We start from the raw sequence: 16,579 nt of genomic DNA, 5'->3' as shown, positions 1-16,579 counted from the left end.
GGGAATCAATTATGAAACTGCTGCTTATTTCCCTATTCCTAATTGTTATGAACATCGATCCCTCCCCCATCACCCTGGAGGATCTTCAGTGGAAAAACAGGGTAGTCCTGATTTTTCCCGGCGAGGATGCCCCACCTGGGCTGGATATAGACCAATCATCCCAACTGGATGAAGAACTTGCAGATAGGGATTTGATATATTTTCACTTGGGGGATACCCTCTCCGGCAATAGTGAATACGTATTTACCCCAGCCTACCGGGAAAAATTAACCAGTAGGTATGCCATGGGCTCAAAACTGTCTTGCTATGTGCTGATTGGAAAAGACGGTGGAGTAAAGTTAAAAAGAGAGCAAGCTCAGGTGGACTGGAAGGAACTTTTCAGCACCATTGATGCCATGCCCATGCGGATCAGGGAAATGAAGGAAAGGGATAATCGGGAAAATTAATGGCCTCAAAACTCGTCTTTAAACCAACCGGTGATGCTGATTCGGGTGCTTTTGGTGGGCAATACTTCATGAAGCATTTCTCCACTCAGAAACACAACCAATCTTCCGCCTATTGGGAAAATATCCTGATACTGCTCTAATCCATTCTGTCCTGTAAAATACAGCCTGAGGGCCCCACCTTTTGATTCATCCCAACTGTCATTCAGGTAAAGAATGACAGATACGATCCGATAACTGACAGATTGAAACCTGTCCAGGTGCCGGAGGTAAAATGAGCCGGGAGGGTACATGGCAAAATGGGATTCAAAAGATCTCAACCCAAGAAAACACCGTTGATTGATCGCCGTTCTTAATTGATCCAATGAGTTCCAGTATTTTTGCTGCAAAGGAGTCAATTGATTTTCGTCAAGCCATAATACCTTATCACTTCTTATTTCAGGTTTGATGGCAAAGCTTTCTCCATTGCCTATTCCGGCATGGCGAAACTGTCCATGGTAAAGCAGTTCTTGCTGCTCCTTTAACAGTTGCTTCCTGAAGTCTTCCGAAATGTAATGGTCAGACACTGACCAGCCCCTGGCGTATAGCTCCTCTGCCAGTTCTTCATTTGTTTTTTTTCCTGCAACTTGTTTTTCATCCATACCTGCAAATTTCGGGAAAATTTGCATTATACCGGTTGATTTATTTTTCTTAAATTGGGAAATTCTCTCTAATTACATCCGAAGAAAATGGAATTTCGGGCCTATTCGATTTATTTGATAAATAAGCATTAATTTTGAACCCATCACAGGAAGCGTAAATCATGCATTTAAAATCCGACGACATCACCCGGCTGGAAATTGAGTATATTACCGGTGAAGTACCACCACCCTTCAGCCATGTGTTTAAGCTAAAAATGTCTTTTGGTAAGAATTTTGTCAATACCCAATTCGACATCCAATATACCGGAAGGGAAAACTTAAATCCAGAAGAGATTACCGACGAAGGCTTTACCATGGCAGATGACTATAGCTATAAAGGTGAAATCCCCAATCTATGGGAGAATATTTTTAAAAAGCTTTATTCATCATCCAAATGGTCCAACCAAAAAGCTTTGGGAGACAAAGGAGGTATTAAGATTTTAGCAAAAGACATTCATGGTAAAATCACCAGGGATATTCCATTAAACCAAGATGAATGGTACCTTACCTGTCAGGATTTTATCCAGGCAATCTACGAAATCAGTAAAAAAGAAGCTCCCCTGTGCATCAGGTATAAATCTATCCACCCATCGCAAGAAATCAATATCGATTTACTATTCAGGTTTTCTATCAGAAAGGTGGAAGCAAAAGTGAATAATCAGGTCAAATCCATGGAATGGGAAAAAGGCAGGGACCTGGCCTCTCTCATTTTCATCCCTGACTATGACTATGGATTAGCCAGGGAAGAAGCGCCAACCCAAGAGGGGCAATACCTGGATTGCGGAGATGGCCTTTGGCATAATTTTGAAACCGGAATAATCAATCTGGACGAGGAATTTGATGCAAAGGAAAAAATCATGGAGGCATTCAAAGAATTATCCGACTGAAGCAATATTGATAAGGTTAATTCCCGGTAATTTTTCGGATATCGGTCTTGATCTCCTGAATCATCTTTCCCAAATCCTCCAAAGAAAGAGGGCTTGCTGAGGGCTCCGGAAAATGGGTACTTACATAAGCCTTTGCTTCCCAAATTTCCATTACATCCTCAACAGGTATATCATAAGGTTTATATCGATCATTATCAGATACCACAAATAGCTTTCCCTTCTCCCTGATATAATTGAATACCCGCTTATACACAATGCCTTCATTTCTGGTTACCAGCACGTATGATTTACCATTTTTTACTTCCAAAGCATTTTCCAGATAGGCCCCAATGATCAAAGTTCCGGGCATCAAGGGGAGCATGCTGTCCCCACTGATTTCAAAAGCCCGGTAAGTGTTGCTTTTCGAAAGATTTGGCAAACTGAAACTGGGTAATTGTTCCATGTATTCAGGATCTGCATAGCCATTCAGGTAGCCAGCAGAAGCTTTTTGTCCAACCATACTTATCCACTCTTCATTTTTTGCATCCAAAGTAACCGTCAAAATTTTAATTGGATCCTTCTGCAGGTATTTGCGACCATTTTCCTTAATGTCCCAAAAAACCAATTCGTCCATTCCGACTTCAAATATAGCTAGCATAAGCTTTAAAGCAGAAAGCTTGGGCTCTGACCTACCGTCTTCATAGGCGGATATCATGCTTCTTTGAACACCCAGTTTTTCAGCAAGCTGTTCCTGGGTAAGTTGTCGGCTTTTTCGCAAATGCCTGATATTTGATGACAAAAATTTCATGCGGAATAAAGAAAAAATTGGTGGTCATCCTTCCAATGGTTTTTGAATGTAAACCTGAGCAGGTCCATTTTGGAATGCGATCTTTGGCTCAACCTCAATTTAATCTCATCAATGATTTCCTGATCCGAATAGTCTGCCCCCACCAAAAGGTAACCATACCTTGGTTTTGGGGTATCCAAAACATGAAATTTAACCTGAACATTTCCTGAGGTAAGTTTTTTTGTAGTAAAGTTTATTTTGAAGCAATTTTTCATTAGAACCATATGTTTATAAAATCAACATTATAAATATATGAAAGGTTAATAAAATAAACAAATCAATTTATTTTATTTCTGCTGACCTGCCCAAATTTGTCATATCCTGAAATTCGGGTTGAAATTATGTTAAAAAACGGGTATCGGTAGGATTAGAGATAAGTTTGAGCCTGGAAAGCTGTGGAAATCTCCCAGGTTGCGGGACTACCAGGCCCCTTCCCTTCCCACAATATGACTAGAAGGTTTACCAATGAAGCCATTCACGGTTATTTGCAGAAAATTGGCCAGACTCAGGTTACTAAGGCGGGAATTTCTTAAAAAATCTCTGGAAAATCTCCAGTTTAAAAAAAATACAACCCGGAACGGTGCCTAACTGCTTTCCCTATCTAGTTAATAGGGTTATTTTTCACCCTACTTTTTATATTTTTGTACACAAAATATTTTTTTTGGCTTTTAAATAAGCCTATTTTTTATGATTAAATTTTTTTTGATTCAAATTTGGTGTAAATTTAAACCAAAATATTAACCACTTTACAAAAGCAGAATTATGAAAAATTTCAACAGAAGAGACTGGTTAAAAACCAGCGTTTTGGGTTTGGGTTCACTACCATTGTTAACCGGAAACCTTTCAGCTAAGACCAATTCCGTATCTGGACAAAACTGGAGCAGCGAAAGCATGTTATGGGAGATGAATCCCATCTATAAAGACGTGAAAATGAAAGCCAGATTACTGGCCAATGAGAACCCATTTGGACCCTCTTCCAGTGTTCAGAAAGCAATAGCAGAATCCATCAGCATGGGTAACCGGTATGGACATGGGGATGCCGCTTACCTGATAGATATGCTGGCCGAAAAGGAGGGAGTTAAACCTGAAAACATCATGCTTGGACCAGGTTCCACAGACATGCTGGAAAAAACAGCTATAGTATTGTGCCAAAAGGGAGGAAATGTGATTTCAGCAGACCCTTCTTACATGTCTCTGGTCAACACTGCCAAAGCCATGGGGGGAGACTGGAAAGCTGTTCCTTTGAAAGCTGATTATTCCCATGATTTGGATGCCATGGAAAGCGCCATTGATGCAGACACCAAATTACTCTATGTATGTAATCCCAACAATCCAATGGGAGCCATCACTGATCCAGTTGAATTGAAGGGTTTTTGCAAAAGTGCTTCCAAAAAGCGACCGATTTTTGTGGATGAAGCTTATTTGGAGTTTATGGACAAACCTGCTGACCACACCATGGTAGGCTTGGTGAAGGAAGGACATGATGTAATGGTAGCACGCACCTTTTCAAAAATTCATGGCATGGCCGGACTTAGGGTAGGTTATATGGTGGCCACCGAAGAACGCATCAAGTCCATCACCAGCATGGTAAGAGGTACCATGGGTCTTTGCGTAACCTCTCTTAAAGGTGCGATTGCCAGCCTAAAAGACGAGAAATTCATTGCATCCTGCAGAGAATGGAACAAAGAATCCAAAGAATATACCTTAGGTCAGGTAAAATCCATGGGATTTGATCCTATCACTTCTCACACCAGTTTCATGATTTTCCCCATTCAACAGGAAGGTAAGGCATTTGCCGGTAAAATGATGGATCAGGGTGTAGGTATTCGTGTGTATTCCATAGCAGACCAACCTTGGTGCAGGGTAAGCATGGGCACCATGGATGAAATGAAATTGTTTGTAGATGCTTTAAAAACAGTAACAGCTTGATTATTGATCAGTTAGCAATAAACCCCAAATAACCAACCACTTTACAATCACTAACAAACTGATCAATCCTTATGAACTTAGCTGTCCAAAAGACGCTTTCTTTGCTATTGCTATTGGTTATTGGGTTTTTACTAAGAAAAAAACTCAAAGATCCTGCACAGCAAAAAGGTTTAAAAACCTTGATTCTCACCGTCGCCCTTCCCGCCATCATATTTGTAGCTCTACTAAAGGCTGAAGTGCAGTGGGATCTATTGGCTTTGCCTGTTATGGCACTAGCCTTCAATTTTATTTTATACTTTATACTAAAATACACGCTTCCGCTATTTGGCCTGGAAAAAGATTCCTCAGCATATAGGACCTATTTGTTGTTGTTTCCTTCGCTGGCTCCGGGATTATCGTGCTTTCCCTTTCTGATAGAATACCTGGGAGATGATGCCCTGGCCTGGGGTGCATTGGCGGATATTGGAAATAAGGTATTTGTCCTGGTAATCGCTTACATGATTGCCATGAGCTGGTATTTTAAAATTAACAACGATATAAAGGTAGGCAATGGAGAGAAAATCAAATCTCTTCTACTGAGTCTGATAAATGAACCGATTAATGTGGTCATTATATTGGCATTGGTGTTGATCAGTATGGGCTTACATTTGGAAAACCTCCCCACATTTATGGCTACAGCCATCAGTACCCTGAGTAATCTGATGACGCCATTGGTTTTGATCTTTATCGGCATTGCCGTTGTCTTTAACTGGAAACAAATCAGGAAAATTGCAGGCCTACTCATGATTCGATCCGGCTTGACTTTCCTACTGAGTGGCACGATCTTGCTATTTGCACCGCAATTATCTTATGCTGCAATTTTGGTTTTGGTAGTATTCCCGCAAAGTGCCATCAGTTTCTGGCCTTTTGCTCACATGGCCTCGGTTACAGCTCTGGAACAGGATAGTGAAAAGAAAAGGAATAAAACTTTCGACATGGAACTGGCAGTAAACATTTTAGCTTGTTCACTCCCCTTCTCCACTCTCATTATGCTGACGGTATTTTCCTTTGGAGAATTATTCGCGTCTTCCACCACATTATTGGTTATAGGCTTTGTTTTGATAGGTTTAGGGATCATTAAACCTTTACTGAAATGGTTTAATCTTATCGAATATGAGCCAGCATTGGAAAAAGAAACCCACTCTTCTTAAAAAATAAACCACTAACAATTAATTTACAATGTGATCAGATTTACCTCTGTAAACTTAAAAAGCAGCTTTTCATGTGGAGAGCTGCTTTTTTTTATAAGCTGCTGGTCCGGGTCAAATTATTCGTTTACTTTTCTTCTGCAAAATAGATGGCCTAACCAGTTTTTTGCAAGTCTACCTCTTTCAGGAAATACGTCACGAAACGAACCAACCAGGGAATATCACTTAACTCTCAATATTCAAGCCGGCAATACCAGCATAAAACTCCTTCCATTAGTTAATAAGGTGATTTCGGGGTGTAAAAGTGCTAAAAAAACATTCATTCTGAGAACAAACATATTTAAACTTACAATCAGGAGGAGAGCATAAAAAAAGCAAGCGCATAGGATTGCCAGATTGGTAGCCCCGGGTAAGCGGATGCGGAAAGTGCGACCCGGCGAGAAAACAGCCACGGTGTTTTTATCGCATTAGCCCCAAGTTAGCCCATCAATGAAACCGACCTTTCGCTATTACCTGTGAGCATGATCTTTAAAATTTGTCGTTGGTCCTTCAGATAAAAGGTTATTACCCTGTTGAAACCAAAAAAAACAGCCTCTTTTTGGAAGAGGCTGTTTTAATACCTGAGATTGATGATGGAATAAGGGATTTCAATGGGAGAAATCCATCGGTCCTTAGGATTTGTTGATAGAGGTACCGATTACTTTTTGGAAAACGTCTGCAAACATTTCCAGGTCTTCCATTTTTCCCATACTAACCCGGCAATAATCCTGACCGGCAACATTCATGCTTTTTATGCCCACTCCTCTATCCAGCATTTTCTTTCTGAAATCTGAATAATCCATGGCAATGGGGAATAAAATAAAATTGGTATGAGATGGGAAATAATCGTGACCGGTTTTTTCCAAAACATCATAAACGAATTTTTTACCTTCATTATTCATCTTAACAGAATACTTGATGAATTCATGGTCTACCAAACTGGCTGTGGCAGCACTCATCGATGGACCACTCAAAGTATTTCTGGGACCTTCCTTAGCCAGCATTTTAATTACCTCCGGTTGAGCAATACAGTATCCTACACGTAGACCAGCAAAAGCATGAACTTTAGAAAAAGTTCTGGCTACGATTACGTTTGCTCCTTTTTTGATACAGGCAGTAGTAGTAGATCCTTTGGGGTTTTCCATATAGTCCCAATAAGCCTCATCCACAAACACTGGTACTTTGGAAGATACGGTATCACAGAAACCAATGATTTCCTCTCCGGTCATGATTTTACCGGTTGGATTATTGGGATTTACCAGATAGACCAGGGATATATCCGGTTTGACCTGATGTTCCATGGTAGACAGGTCATGGTCGAAGTTTTTATCCAAAGGCACCTTCACCCATTCAGCACCCAGCATTTCAGCGGATCTAACCAGGGAGGTATAGGTGGGATCAGCGGACAAGACTTTTCCATTTGCTCCTCCATATACCCTGGCAGCGGCATGTAGCAGCTCACTGGATCCGGCTCCTAGCAGGATATGGTCTTCACTTACCTCTTCTTCCTTTGCGATGAGCTCCACCAGTGTTTGCCTGTACTCCCTGGGATACAAGAAAGCATCATCCAAAGCAGCTTTCAAAGCTTTTTTTGCAGAGGCTGAAGGACCAAATGGATTTTCATTTGAAGTCAATCTGGCATACCTGTCTTTTTTAGGAAAAGCTTTCGCTGAAGCTACATCTCTTCCGTTTTCTGCCCCGGCATAGCCCATGGTCATCAGACCTGCAGTTAGCGTCATACTGGATTTTAGCCAGTTTCTTCTGTTTAAGTTAGTCATGATCGTTCTTTTGTTAAGTGGTTAAAATTATTTTGTAAGATTTAAAGGTATAAAGGGATGCTTTGCCTGGTATTTTATGCGTCAATCTCATTCTAAGGTACATTACCATAAATAGAAACAGACTTTTACCAAAACAAAACATCCCTTACTCAAGGAACCCTGTCCTAAGATTTACTATTTTATTTTACCCGCACATTGTGGAATTGCCTGAAGGCAATGTCATTGTACGTTCCAGCAAATTCCAACCTGATCTGGGTACCGGAACTTGGAGCTGAAATCCCCAAAGAGGTCCAGGGATTCTGAAACAAGATCTTTCCCTGACCATCCGTGGTTAAGGTACTTACTTCTTCGGTCTGATTGATGAAGACCGTTACTTCCAATCCGGAAACCGGAATGGAATCAATGCCTACCGTCCTATCAAGGATACCGCTTTTATCGAGTTCATAAAAGGAACCTTCCACGGCCACACCGGTGCTGGCCTCAAATTCGTTTCCTTCGAGAACTACCAATACCGGAGAAGCAACATTTGGTGTAGCCAATTCCACCGCTTCCACACAAGAGAAAGCCGCCACAACCAAACCCAATAATGTAATTTTATTCAATATTTTTTTCATGATATGTATTCAATTGATTATGAATGAATTTCATTTCGATAATGGCTTTAAACAGCACGCTTACTCTGCCCACCATAACCTGGTTCTCATATTATCCGATCCGCCAAGCATTTGGATACCTTCCTCCAGATTGGACATATTCAATGAGTATTCGGAAGGAGGGTATTCGATGCGCGTTGGCAATACGCCTTCGTTTACAAAGATCGCATTCGGATCAGGCGTTGGCATTTGCGGAAATCCAGTTCTTCGGTATTCCGTCCAGGCTTCGATACCCTGGCCAAACAGGGAAATCCACTTTTGTGTCATGATCGTTTCCTTGTCTATATTTCCCAACCTGCTGATGTAATCAGATGGCATTTCCAGGCCATGTTGATCAAAAGAACCACTGACTGCTTTCTCCAGGTAATCCATGTGGTCTCCGGTAATGTCTCCATCAAAGGCTGCTTCGGCCAGCACAAACATCAATTCTGAATAGGTCATCAAAATACTTGGAGCTTCAGGATCCAGAAATTTCTGCCCAATGGTAGAAGCGGATATGGAGGAGGCAGCTGCATCGGTTAACCCATTGGGCAATCCTGCAAAGGTTCCATCAGACAAGGGCAATGCATACACATTGATCCGATCATCATCCAGCTCGAGTAGCTTATCCACCAATGTGGTACTGATGTTCCAGTCAGATCGGGTAGAAAACACGTCAAACATTTTATTCCTGCTACCGATCACATTGGCGTGGTTCAGCTCGGCATAATCATCATTCCCTGTAAATATGGGATAAGTTTCCGGAGATGAAAGTATCTCCTGCATGATTGCCCGGGATTCTGCTGGCTTTTTGGCCGCCTGTCGGTTGGCCAATTTGATTCGTAAGGAATTGGCAAACTTCTTCCAGCGCATGATGTCTCCGTCAAACATGATATCACCATTTACTACCGGTCCTCCGACCGTTAACTTCTCATTGGCCAATTTCAAATCCTCCAATACCCCGGCATAAACCTCTTCCATAGAGTCATAGTCTGGAGAGTTTACCGGCTCTTCGGCAGCTCCTTTCAGGGCATTGGAATAAGGAATGGGGCCAAAGGCATCTGTCAGGTAAGAAAAGGTGAAAGCCTTCATGACCAAAGCAATACCCTCATAATTTCTATTCTGAAATTCTCCACCTTCTCCGGCCAATTCAATCACCTGCTCCAAATTCACCAAAGAACTGTTGTACAGGTTATTCCATGTTCCAGTGGAAACGGTAATGGGAATTTCATAGGTGTCTCCTTCTGCATTGATGTAAATATTCCTGGACAAATGCTGAATCCAGCACATGGCTGCATCAATATTTAACCTTTCAAAGCGTGTACTATGTCCCCAATACCTGTCCACAGATACCTGTATGGCATTCGGGAGTAGAAGGGCCGGAGATATGGTAACCGGATTGTTTGGATCTGTATTGATTTCTTCAAATTCCTCCGTACAGGAACCGGCCACAAGGAATAGTCCCAACAAAAGGGTGTATGGAATAAATTTTAATCTTTTCATTGTTATCTTTTTTACCAAGTTGGAAATCACTTAAAAGGATACATTCAGGTTAAATCCTATGTTTCTTGTGGAAGGCATTTCACCATATCCAAAACCCTGCGCATTGCCACCTTTTCCATCAAATTCAGGATCCAGGTGAGGGTGATTTCTGAACAAAATCGCCAGGTTTCTTCCCACTACAGATAACCTGACACTTTGAAGGAAGGTATTGGACAGCAGGGCTTGTGGCAAGCTATAGCCCAGAGACAACTCTCTTAATTTAATAAAAGACCCATCAAAAATTCCAGCTTCATGGTAGGTTCTGGGGTTTTGAGCATTCCAGAAAGGTTGCGCACCAACGATGACATCATTGGGAACGTAGGCTGGGCTTTCCTCAGTCCCAACATTTTTCACGCCCTGACCAATTACACCTTCTTCCCTGCCGATAGCAGTTTCCACATATTGTCCTGTCTTTCGTGCCAGACCGGTTCCTACATCAAACAGGTCTCCACCCATTCTTACGTCTATCAGTGAACCGAATGAAAATCCCCTATAGGTAAAAGTATTGGACAACCCTCCGATCCAATCCGGCTGAATATTTCCGAGTTGGAAGGTTCCGGCCTCCAACTGGGGCAAACCATTGCTATGAACAATCTCTCCTTCAGGTGAACGCAGGTACCTTCTTCCATACAGGGTGCCATAAGGCTGTCCGATTCTGGCTTCAGAGGTCAGACTGTTCTGACTGCCCAGGGTATAGTTTTCAAGGCCTTCAGCCAACTCAACCACAAGGTTTCTGTTTCTGGCAAAGTTTAAAGCTACATCCCAATTCAAACCTCCGGCATTTTGTAAAACGGAACCGGTTAACATCAATTCTACACCTTGATTGGTAATTTCCCCGGCATTAAGTATCTGACTTTGGTAGCCTGATGCCCTCGAGATCGCTACCGCCAGGATCTGATTGGTGGTGGATTGGTGATAGTAGGTAAAATCCAACCCTATTCTTCCATTCAAAAACCTCATGTCCAAACCGATTTCCTGTCCCGTGGTAATTTCAGGCTTCAGGTTCCTGTTGGCAATTTCATCAGAGGCGGCATAAGTAGGCGTCGTACCAGCCCAGAGTCCCTGGGAAGCAAACACCTGATTCAGAAGATAGGGATCGGCATCATTACCTACCTGTGCCAAACTGGCCCTTACCTTTGCAAAGGAAAGGAAGTTACTTTGAACATTGAATAAATCGGTCAATACGGCACTCAGGGCAACTGAGGGATAAAAGAAGGAATTTCCATTTAATGGCAATGTACTGGACCAATCATTCCTACCGGTCACGTCCAGGAATATGGAGTTGGCGTAGCCAAACTGGGCAGAACCAAAAACACTGTTTACCACCTGCTTTCTGATCTCACTGGACGGCACTACCGGACTGGCATAGTTACCCAGGTTATATAAACCATCAATGGTTAGTTCCCTGACATTGACAGCAGTCATCTGATAATTGTTGGTCCTGTTGATGGCACCACCCTGCAAATTCAGGGAAAACCCATTATCCAGGGTTTTATTATAGGTCAGGATCACATCACTGTTGGTTTCCTGACTGGTCATTTGCGTGTCTGTGTAAGCACCCAATATTCTTACAAAATTTTTGGTCCTTTCCACACTTGTTACATCTGTTCTGCTGTCGGTCCAGAAGTCAGTACCTGACCTGACCATCACGCTAAAATCATCTGTAAAGCTATAGGTTGCCGCTATGTTTCCAACCAATCTGTCTTTTTCATTGGCATTGGGATAGCGGTCCTGCAGGAAGTAAGGATTTGAAAAATACTCATGCTGCCAGTTGGCATAGGGATAGTCGTCCCCGGGGCGAAAAGTCTCCCGCTGGATATCGTAATATTGATCCCAGTTTCTTAGCTTATCATAATCGGTATGTCTGTGAGCCCAAATAAAATCCGAGCTTCCGGTGTACCTTCTGTTATCCGACCCTGATTTAACATATTCGGCACTGACAGTAAACTTTAGTTTATCAGTAAAATTATAACCTGCATTGAGCTTGAAGTTATTCCGGTAATAATTGTTGTTGTACATGATGCTGGTCTGGTCCAACCTGCCCATAGACAACCTGAAATTACCAGATTCGTTAGCTCCCGCCACGGCCACGTTATGGGTCATGCTTCTACCTGTTTCCCAAAACTGCTGGAAATTATCAGGCTGAGGCAATAAGGGCTCCCTTCCCGGAGCACTGTACCAAAGCGGAACTTCAGTACCATCCATAGGCTGTCCCCAGCTCTCATCCACGCCGGCTGTTCCCCGGATTCCGTCAGCATCAAAGCCATTTCTTCCGTCCACATACCAGGTTCTGTAGCCAATGCCACCCCCATAAATGTTTTGCAATCCAGGTTCTACCAAAGGCCTGTCGAAAGTCATGTTGGTATTGTATTCCACACCAATACCTTTGGAACCGGAACCATCTTTGGTGGTCACCATGATCACGCCGTTAGCTGCTCTGGACCCGTAAAGGGCGGCAGCAGTGGCACCTTTCAGCACATTTATTTCCTTGATATTATCCGGGTTGATTTCAGATAATCCACCGCCATACCTTCTGTCAGAAGATTGTTCCAGTGGCACCCCATCCAATACCACCAACGGCTGATTGTTTCCAGCCACAGAGGAAGATCCCCTGATTACAATATGGGATCCACTACCTGGCATGGAATTGCTATTGATCTGTACTCCGGCAACACGTCCGGAAAGGTTATTGGCAATATTCGGCTGGCGGGCATCTGCAATCTGGCTACCCTCTACCGCCTGTGTAGTGTAGCCTAACGCCTTCTTTTCGCGTTCCATTCCGAAGGCAGTTACCACCACCTCTGATAGAGCTGTTTCATCAGGTAATAAGGAAATGGTCAATTCACTTTGATTACCTACTTTAACTTCCTTTTTGTCGTAGCCAATGAAGGAAACCTCCAATAGGTTTTCTGAGCCGGAAAGGGATAGGGAAAATTCCCCATTGATATCGGTAGCCGCACCCTTGGTCGTTCCTTTTACCAATATACTGGCTCCGGGAATAGGCTGTTTATTTTCATCAATTACCTTTCCAGATACTGACCGCTCCTGTGCAAAGAGCGGATTAATACATGTAGATCCCAAAAGGATCATCAATCCAAGGAAGAGTGTGGTCATGCCATTACTCCTTTCCTTTGCGTGAGTAAATTTTTTAATCATGTTGTTAATGGTTAATAAGTTAAGATTTTAACCCGGATAAGTGCCGGATAGCCCAAGTGGTTATTTTTGGGTCAGTCTGAAAAGATTATTTTGGGGAATGAATTGTATTTATCGAAAAATAGGTTTCCAATAACCCTACTTCCTACAATTCGGTATAAATATAAAACAGTAAACCGAATAAGAAAAATTTACCAAATTATTTTTTATATAAAGGAACAAAACGAAATATTTAAATATTATTATAAAAAAACAATTTATTCTTTATTTTTTATTATTTTAACTTATTATAAACCTTTTTAACAATTTAAAATTTTTATTATTCAATTTTAAAGACTAAATTAACAAATACTATTTTTATGATATTAAAATTATTAAAGGTTTAAAATAAACTTAATAATCTATTTTTATTGTTTCATATTATTTTTTTGGATTTTAAAACACCCTTATATTCTTTAATTAAAGTTTCAAAATCGAATTAATGGTTAAATTTTGAACCAGAAAAAATATTATTAACATTTATAAAATTTATTTTGTATTTTACACCTTACTATAAAATATTATTCTGTTTTTTATCGATTGAATGCCTCGCATTAACAAATAGAGACAAGCCATTCACCCTCAGTGTTTTTAGTTGAATTTTTACAAAAAAAGCCCATGCTCAAAAACTGAGCATGGGCTTTTTTACCATCTTCCCGAATTTCCTATTTTCCAAATTTCTGCTTTAGCAGGTTCAGCTTTTCTTCCATGCTTTCCTTACTATCAGGTTTTTTGGATATCCGTTTTTTTGCAGGACCTCTGTCCTTCTGTTCCTGAGACGTTTTCCCAAATGGATCCGCTTTCATACTCAGCCCAATCCGTTTCCTTGGCAGATCCACTTCCATTACCGTCACTGTTACTTTTTGATTGACAGATACCACCTCTTTCGGGTCCTTTACAAACCGATCTGCCAACTGACTCAAGTGTACCAGGCCATCCTGGTGCACACCTATATCTACAAAGGCCCCAAATTGCGTAATATTCGTAACAATCCCAGGCAGCTCCATTCCCACTTTCAAATCCTTCATTTCATTGATGCCTTCCTGAAACTGAAAAACCTCAAACTGTTCTCGCGGGTCTCTACCTGGTTTACCCAATTCTTCCAGGATATCCTGCAGGGTAGGTAATCCTACCTGCTCATCCACATACCTGGACAAGGATATCTTCTGGACCAGTTGATCATCCTTAATCAATTGTGCCACAGACACGCCCATGTCCTCTGCCATCCTTTTGATCAAATCATACCTTTCCGGATGCACAGCACTGCTATCCAAGGGATTTACCCCATTTCTTATCCTTAAAAATCCAGCTGCCTGCTCATAGGCTTTCTCTCCCAGGCGGGGCACCTTTTTGATGTCCTCCCTACTCTTGAAAGGTCCGTGCTCATTCCTAAAGGCTACAATATTTTGAGCCAGAGATGGACCCAGACCGGAGACATAAGTAAGGAGTTGCTTAGAGGCAGTATTCACTTCAACCCCTACCCCATTTACACAACTCATTACCGTATCATCCAATGAATTTTTAAGTGCCGTTTGATCTACATCATGCTGGTATTGCCCCACACCTATGGATTTGGCATCAATTTTTACTAATTCTGCCAAAGGGTCCATGAGCCTTCTTCCTATGGAAACAGCTCCTCTTACGGTCAGGTCATGATCAGGAAACTCCTCCCTGGCCACCTCGGAAGCAGAATAAATGGAGGCCCCACTTTCGTTGACCATGACGACCAATACTTCAGGTGCCAGTCCAATGTTTTTGATGAAGAGCTCTGTTTCCCTGCTGGCCGTGCCATTTCCTATGGCAATGGCTTCAATCCCATGTCGCTCTACCAGGTATTTTACCAAAGCACCGGATTCATGGGTTTTCTTTTGAGGTTCATTGGGATAAATGGTTTCATTTTGCAACAACTGCCCCTGAGGTCCCAAACAAACTAATTTACATCCCGTACGGAACCCCGGATCTATGGCCATCACCGACTTTTCTCCCAGCGGAGAAGCCAGGAGTAGCTGTCTCAGATTTTCTGTAAAAACCTTGATCGCCGCTTCGTCCGCCTTTTTCTTGGAATAAAGCCTGACTTCAGTTTCCATCGAAGGTTTCAACAATCGTTTATAGCTGTCTTTAATGGCCAGGCTTACCTGCGTTGCACAGGGATTGGTAGTCTTTAAGACCCTTTTTTCTATCATTTGCAGGGCGACTGATTCCAGCGGTCCTGTATCCAACATCAGAAAAAGTTCCTTTTCCCCTCTTCTCATGGCCAGTACCCGGTGCGAAGGAGCGGATTTAATGGGCTCTTCCCAATCAAAATAATCTTTGTACTTCATGGCCTCCTGCTCCTTTCCCGGAATCACCCTGGAAGTGAATTTCCCCTCTTCAATAAACAGTTTGCGCAAATTTTTCCTTACTTCTACATCTTCATTTATCCATTCAGCCATGATGTCCCTTGCTCCCTGAAGGGCTTCTTCAATAGATCCTACTCCCTTCTCCTCGTCCACATAAGCTTGGGCAATAGTATCCGGCTGAAGTCTATCCTGTGCATAAATCTGATTGGCCAGGGGTTCAAGACCCTTTTCCCTGGCAATGGTACCCTTCGTTCTCCGTTTGGGCTTGAAAGGAAGGTATATGTCTTCCAAAAGACTCATGGTTTCGGCCGCCAGTACCCTGGCCTCCAGCTCGGCTGTCAGCTTACCCTGCTCCTCTATGGATTTGATAATGGCCTCTTTACGCTTTTCCAGATCCCTGAGTTGTTGCAGGCGGTCCCTGATGGCTGCAACCTGTACTTCATCCAAACTACCGGTAACCTCCTTTCTATACCTGGAAATAAATGGGATGGTCGCCCCCTCATCCAGCAACCCGGCGGTACTTACCACCTGATCATTTCGCACACCCAACTCGCTGGCTATCTTTGAATAATGATTCAAATCTGACATGAATAAAAATTATTTATTGCTGATTTTATATAACTGGGCGCAATTTAAGTCTATTTTTTTGTGAAGCATGAAAAAAACATGAAATTACCCTATGCTGTTTTTTCCGTTTCAAACCCTATATTTGTAGCCTTTAAAAGACCAAACCAAACATGGAAAATCACCAGGGGAAATTGTATGACCTGATAAATTTGGAGGAAATCAGCGGTGGAAGTGATGAATTTATCATAGAAATGATCAAATTATTTATTGATCAGGCAAAAAAAACCATAAGCGGACTGAATTCTGCTTTTGACGAAAAGAATTACACGGAAATCAAGAACCTGGCCCACCAGATCAAACCAAGTATCGATAATATTAAAATAGAAATTTTAATTCCAGTAATCCGGGAAATTGAGCAGCTGGCTGAATTGGAAAGTCAGCCGGAAAAACTATCCCCGCTGATCATGGAAACCAATACCGTTTTGGAAACCGTCATTTCCCAGTTGCAAACCGAATTGGAAGAAAGATCCTAATCGCT

At 42.0% G+C, this 16,579-nt stretch carries 13 protein-coding genes; 5 read left to right on the top strand and 8 right to left on the bottom strand.

Features of this window, described 5'->3' with window-relative positions:
* The first annotated feature begins 11 nt into the window (after positions 1 to 11).
* Positions 12 to 446, top strand: a complete 435-nt coding sequence (locus GL182_RS18125; RefSeq protein WP_163381197.1) for a DUF4174 domain-containing protein — start codon at positions 12 to 14, stop codon at positions 444 to 446.
* 5 nt (positions 447 to 451) lie between these two features.
* Here the strand turns inward: GL182_RS18125 and GL182_RS18120 are convergent, their stop codons facing one another.
* A complete protein-coding gene (locus tag GL182_RS18120) occupies positions 452 to 1,111 on the bottom strand; it encodes a 2OG-Fe(II) oxygenase (protein ID WP_240469880.1) in 660 nt (219 codons plus the stop codon).
* Between the two features lie 134 nt (positions 1,112 to 1,245).
* On the opposite strand from GL182_RS18120, the gene GL182_RS18115 reads away from it, so the two are divergent.
* Entirely contained in the window at positions 1,246 to 2,010 is a 765-nt protein-coding gene (locus GL182_RS18115; RefSeq protein WP_163381196.1) for a hypothetical protein, read from the top strand.
* A 16-nt stretch (positions 2,011 to 2,026) separates the two neighbouring features.
* On the opposite strand, the gene GL182_RS18110 is transcribed toward GL182_RS18115, so the two are convergent.
* Complete coding sequence (locus GL182_RS18110; RefSeq protein ID WP_163381195.1) at positions 2,027 to 2,797, bottom strand: XRE family transcriptional regulator; 771 nt, start codon at positions 2,795 to 2,797, stop codon at positions 2,027 to 2,029.
* Positions 2,794 to 3,051, bottom strand: coding sequence for a hypothetical protein (locus GL182_RS18105; protein WP_163381194.1), 258 nt, complete (start codon positions 3,049 to 3,051; stop codon positions 2,794 to 2,796). Before GL182_RS18105 ends, GL182_RS18110 begins: the two co-directional genes overlap by 4 nt.
* A 544-nt stretch (positions 3,052 to 3,595) precedes the next feature.
* Between GL182_RS18105 and GL182_RS18100 the strand changes: the two genes are divergently transcribed.
* Both GL182_RS18100 and GL182_RS18095 read left to right on the top strand, forming a co-directional pair.
* Positions 3,596 to 4,765, top strand: coding sequence for a pyridoxal phosphate-dependent aminotransferase (locus GL182_RS18100; protein WP_410492717.1), 1,170 nt, complete (start codon positions 3,596 to 3,598; stop codon positions 4,763 to 4,765).
* 71 nt (positions 4,766 to 4,836) lie between these two features.
* Positions 4,837 to 5,955 carry an AEC family transporter gene (locus GL182_RS18095; RefSeq protein WP_163381192.1) on the top strand — a complete coding sequence of 373 codons (1,119 nt, stop codon included), beginning with the start codon at positions 4,837 to 4,839 and terminating at the stop codon, positions 5,953 to 5,955.
* Positions 5,956 to 6,623: 668 nt separating this feature from the next.
* On the opposite strand, the gene GL182_RS18090 is transcribed toward GL182_RS18095, so the two are convergent.
* From GL182_RS18090 to GL182_RS18070, 5 genes are all read right to left on the bottom strand, one after another.
* Positions 6,624 to 7,769 carry a pyridoxal phosphate-dependent aminotransferase gene (locus GL182_RS18090; RefSeq protein ID WP_163381191.1) on the bottom strand — a complete coding sequence of 382 codons (1,146 nt, stop codon included), beginning with the start codon at positions 7,767 to 7,769 and terminating at the stop codon, positions 6,624 to 6,626.
* Between the two features lie 179 nt (positions 7,770 to 7,948).
* Entirely contained in the window at positions 7,949 to 8,383 is a 435-nt protein-coding gene (locus tag GL182_RS18085) for a hypothetical protein (RefSeq protein ID WP_163381190.1), read from the bottom strand.
* Positions 8,384 to 8,443: 60 nt separating this feature from the next.
* Positions 8,444 to 9,904 carry a SusD/RagB family nutrient-binding outer membrane lipoprotein gene (locus GL182_RS18080; RefSeq protein ID WP_163381189.1) on the bottom strand — a complete coding sequence of 487 codons (1,461 nt, stop codon included), beginning with the start codon at positions 9,902 to 9,904 and terminating at the stop codon, positions 8,444 to 8,446.
* A 30-nt stretch (positions 9,905 to 9,934) separates the two neighbouring features.
* Entirely contained in the window at positions 9,935 to 13,099 is a 3,165-nt protein-coding gene (locus tag GL182_RS18075; RefSeq protein ID WP_163381188.1) for a SusC/RagA family TonB-linked outer membrane protein, read from the bottom strand.
* A gap of 701 nt (positions 13,100 to 13,800) precedes the next feature.
* Positions 13,801 to 16,062, bottom strand: coding sequence for a Tex family protein (locus tag GL182_RS18070; RefSeq protein WP_163381187.1), 2,262 nt, complete (start codon positions 16,060 to 16,062; stop codon positions 13,801 to 13,803).
* 149 nt (positions 16,063 to 16,211) lie between these two features.
* Between GL182_RS18070 and GL182_RS18065 the strand changes: the two genes are divergently transcribed.
* On the top strand, positions 16,212 to 16,574 hold the full coding sequence (locus tag GL182_RS18065) for an Hpt domain-containing protein (RefSeq protein ID WP_163381186.1): 363 nt from the start codon (positions 16,212 to 16,214) through the stop codon (positions 16,572 to 16,574).
* Positions 16,575 to 16,579: the final 5 nt, after the last annotated feature.

Origin of the sequence: Cyclobacterium sp. SYSU L10401 (assembly GCF_010993705.1) — a bacterium.
GTDB lineage: Bacteria > Bacteroidota > Bacteroidia > Cytophagales > Cyclobacteriaceae > Cyclobacterium.
This window is presented reverse-complemented; position numbering and strand designations above follow the sequence as displayed.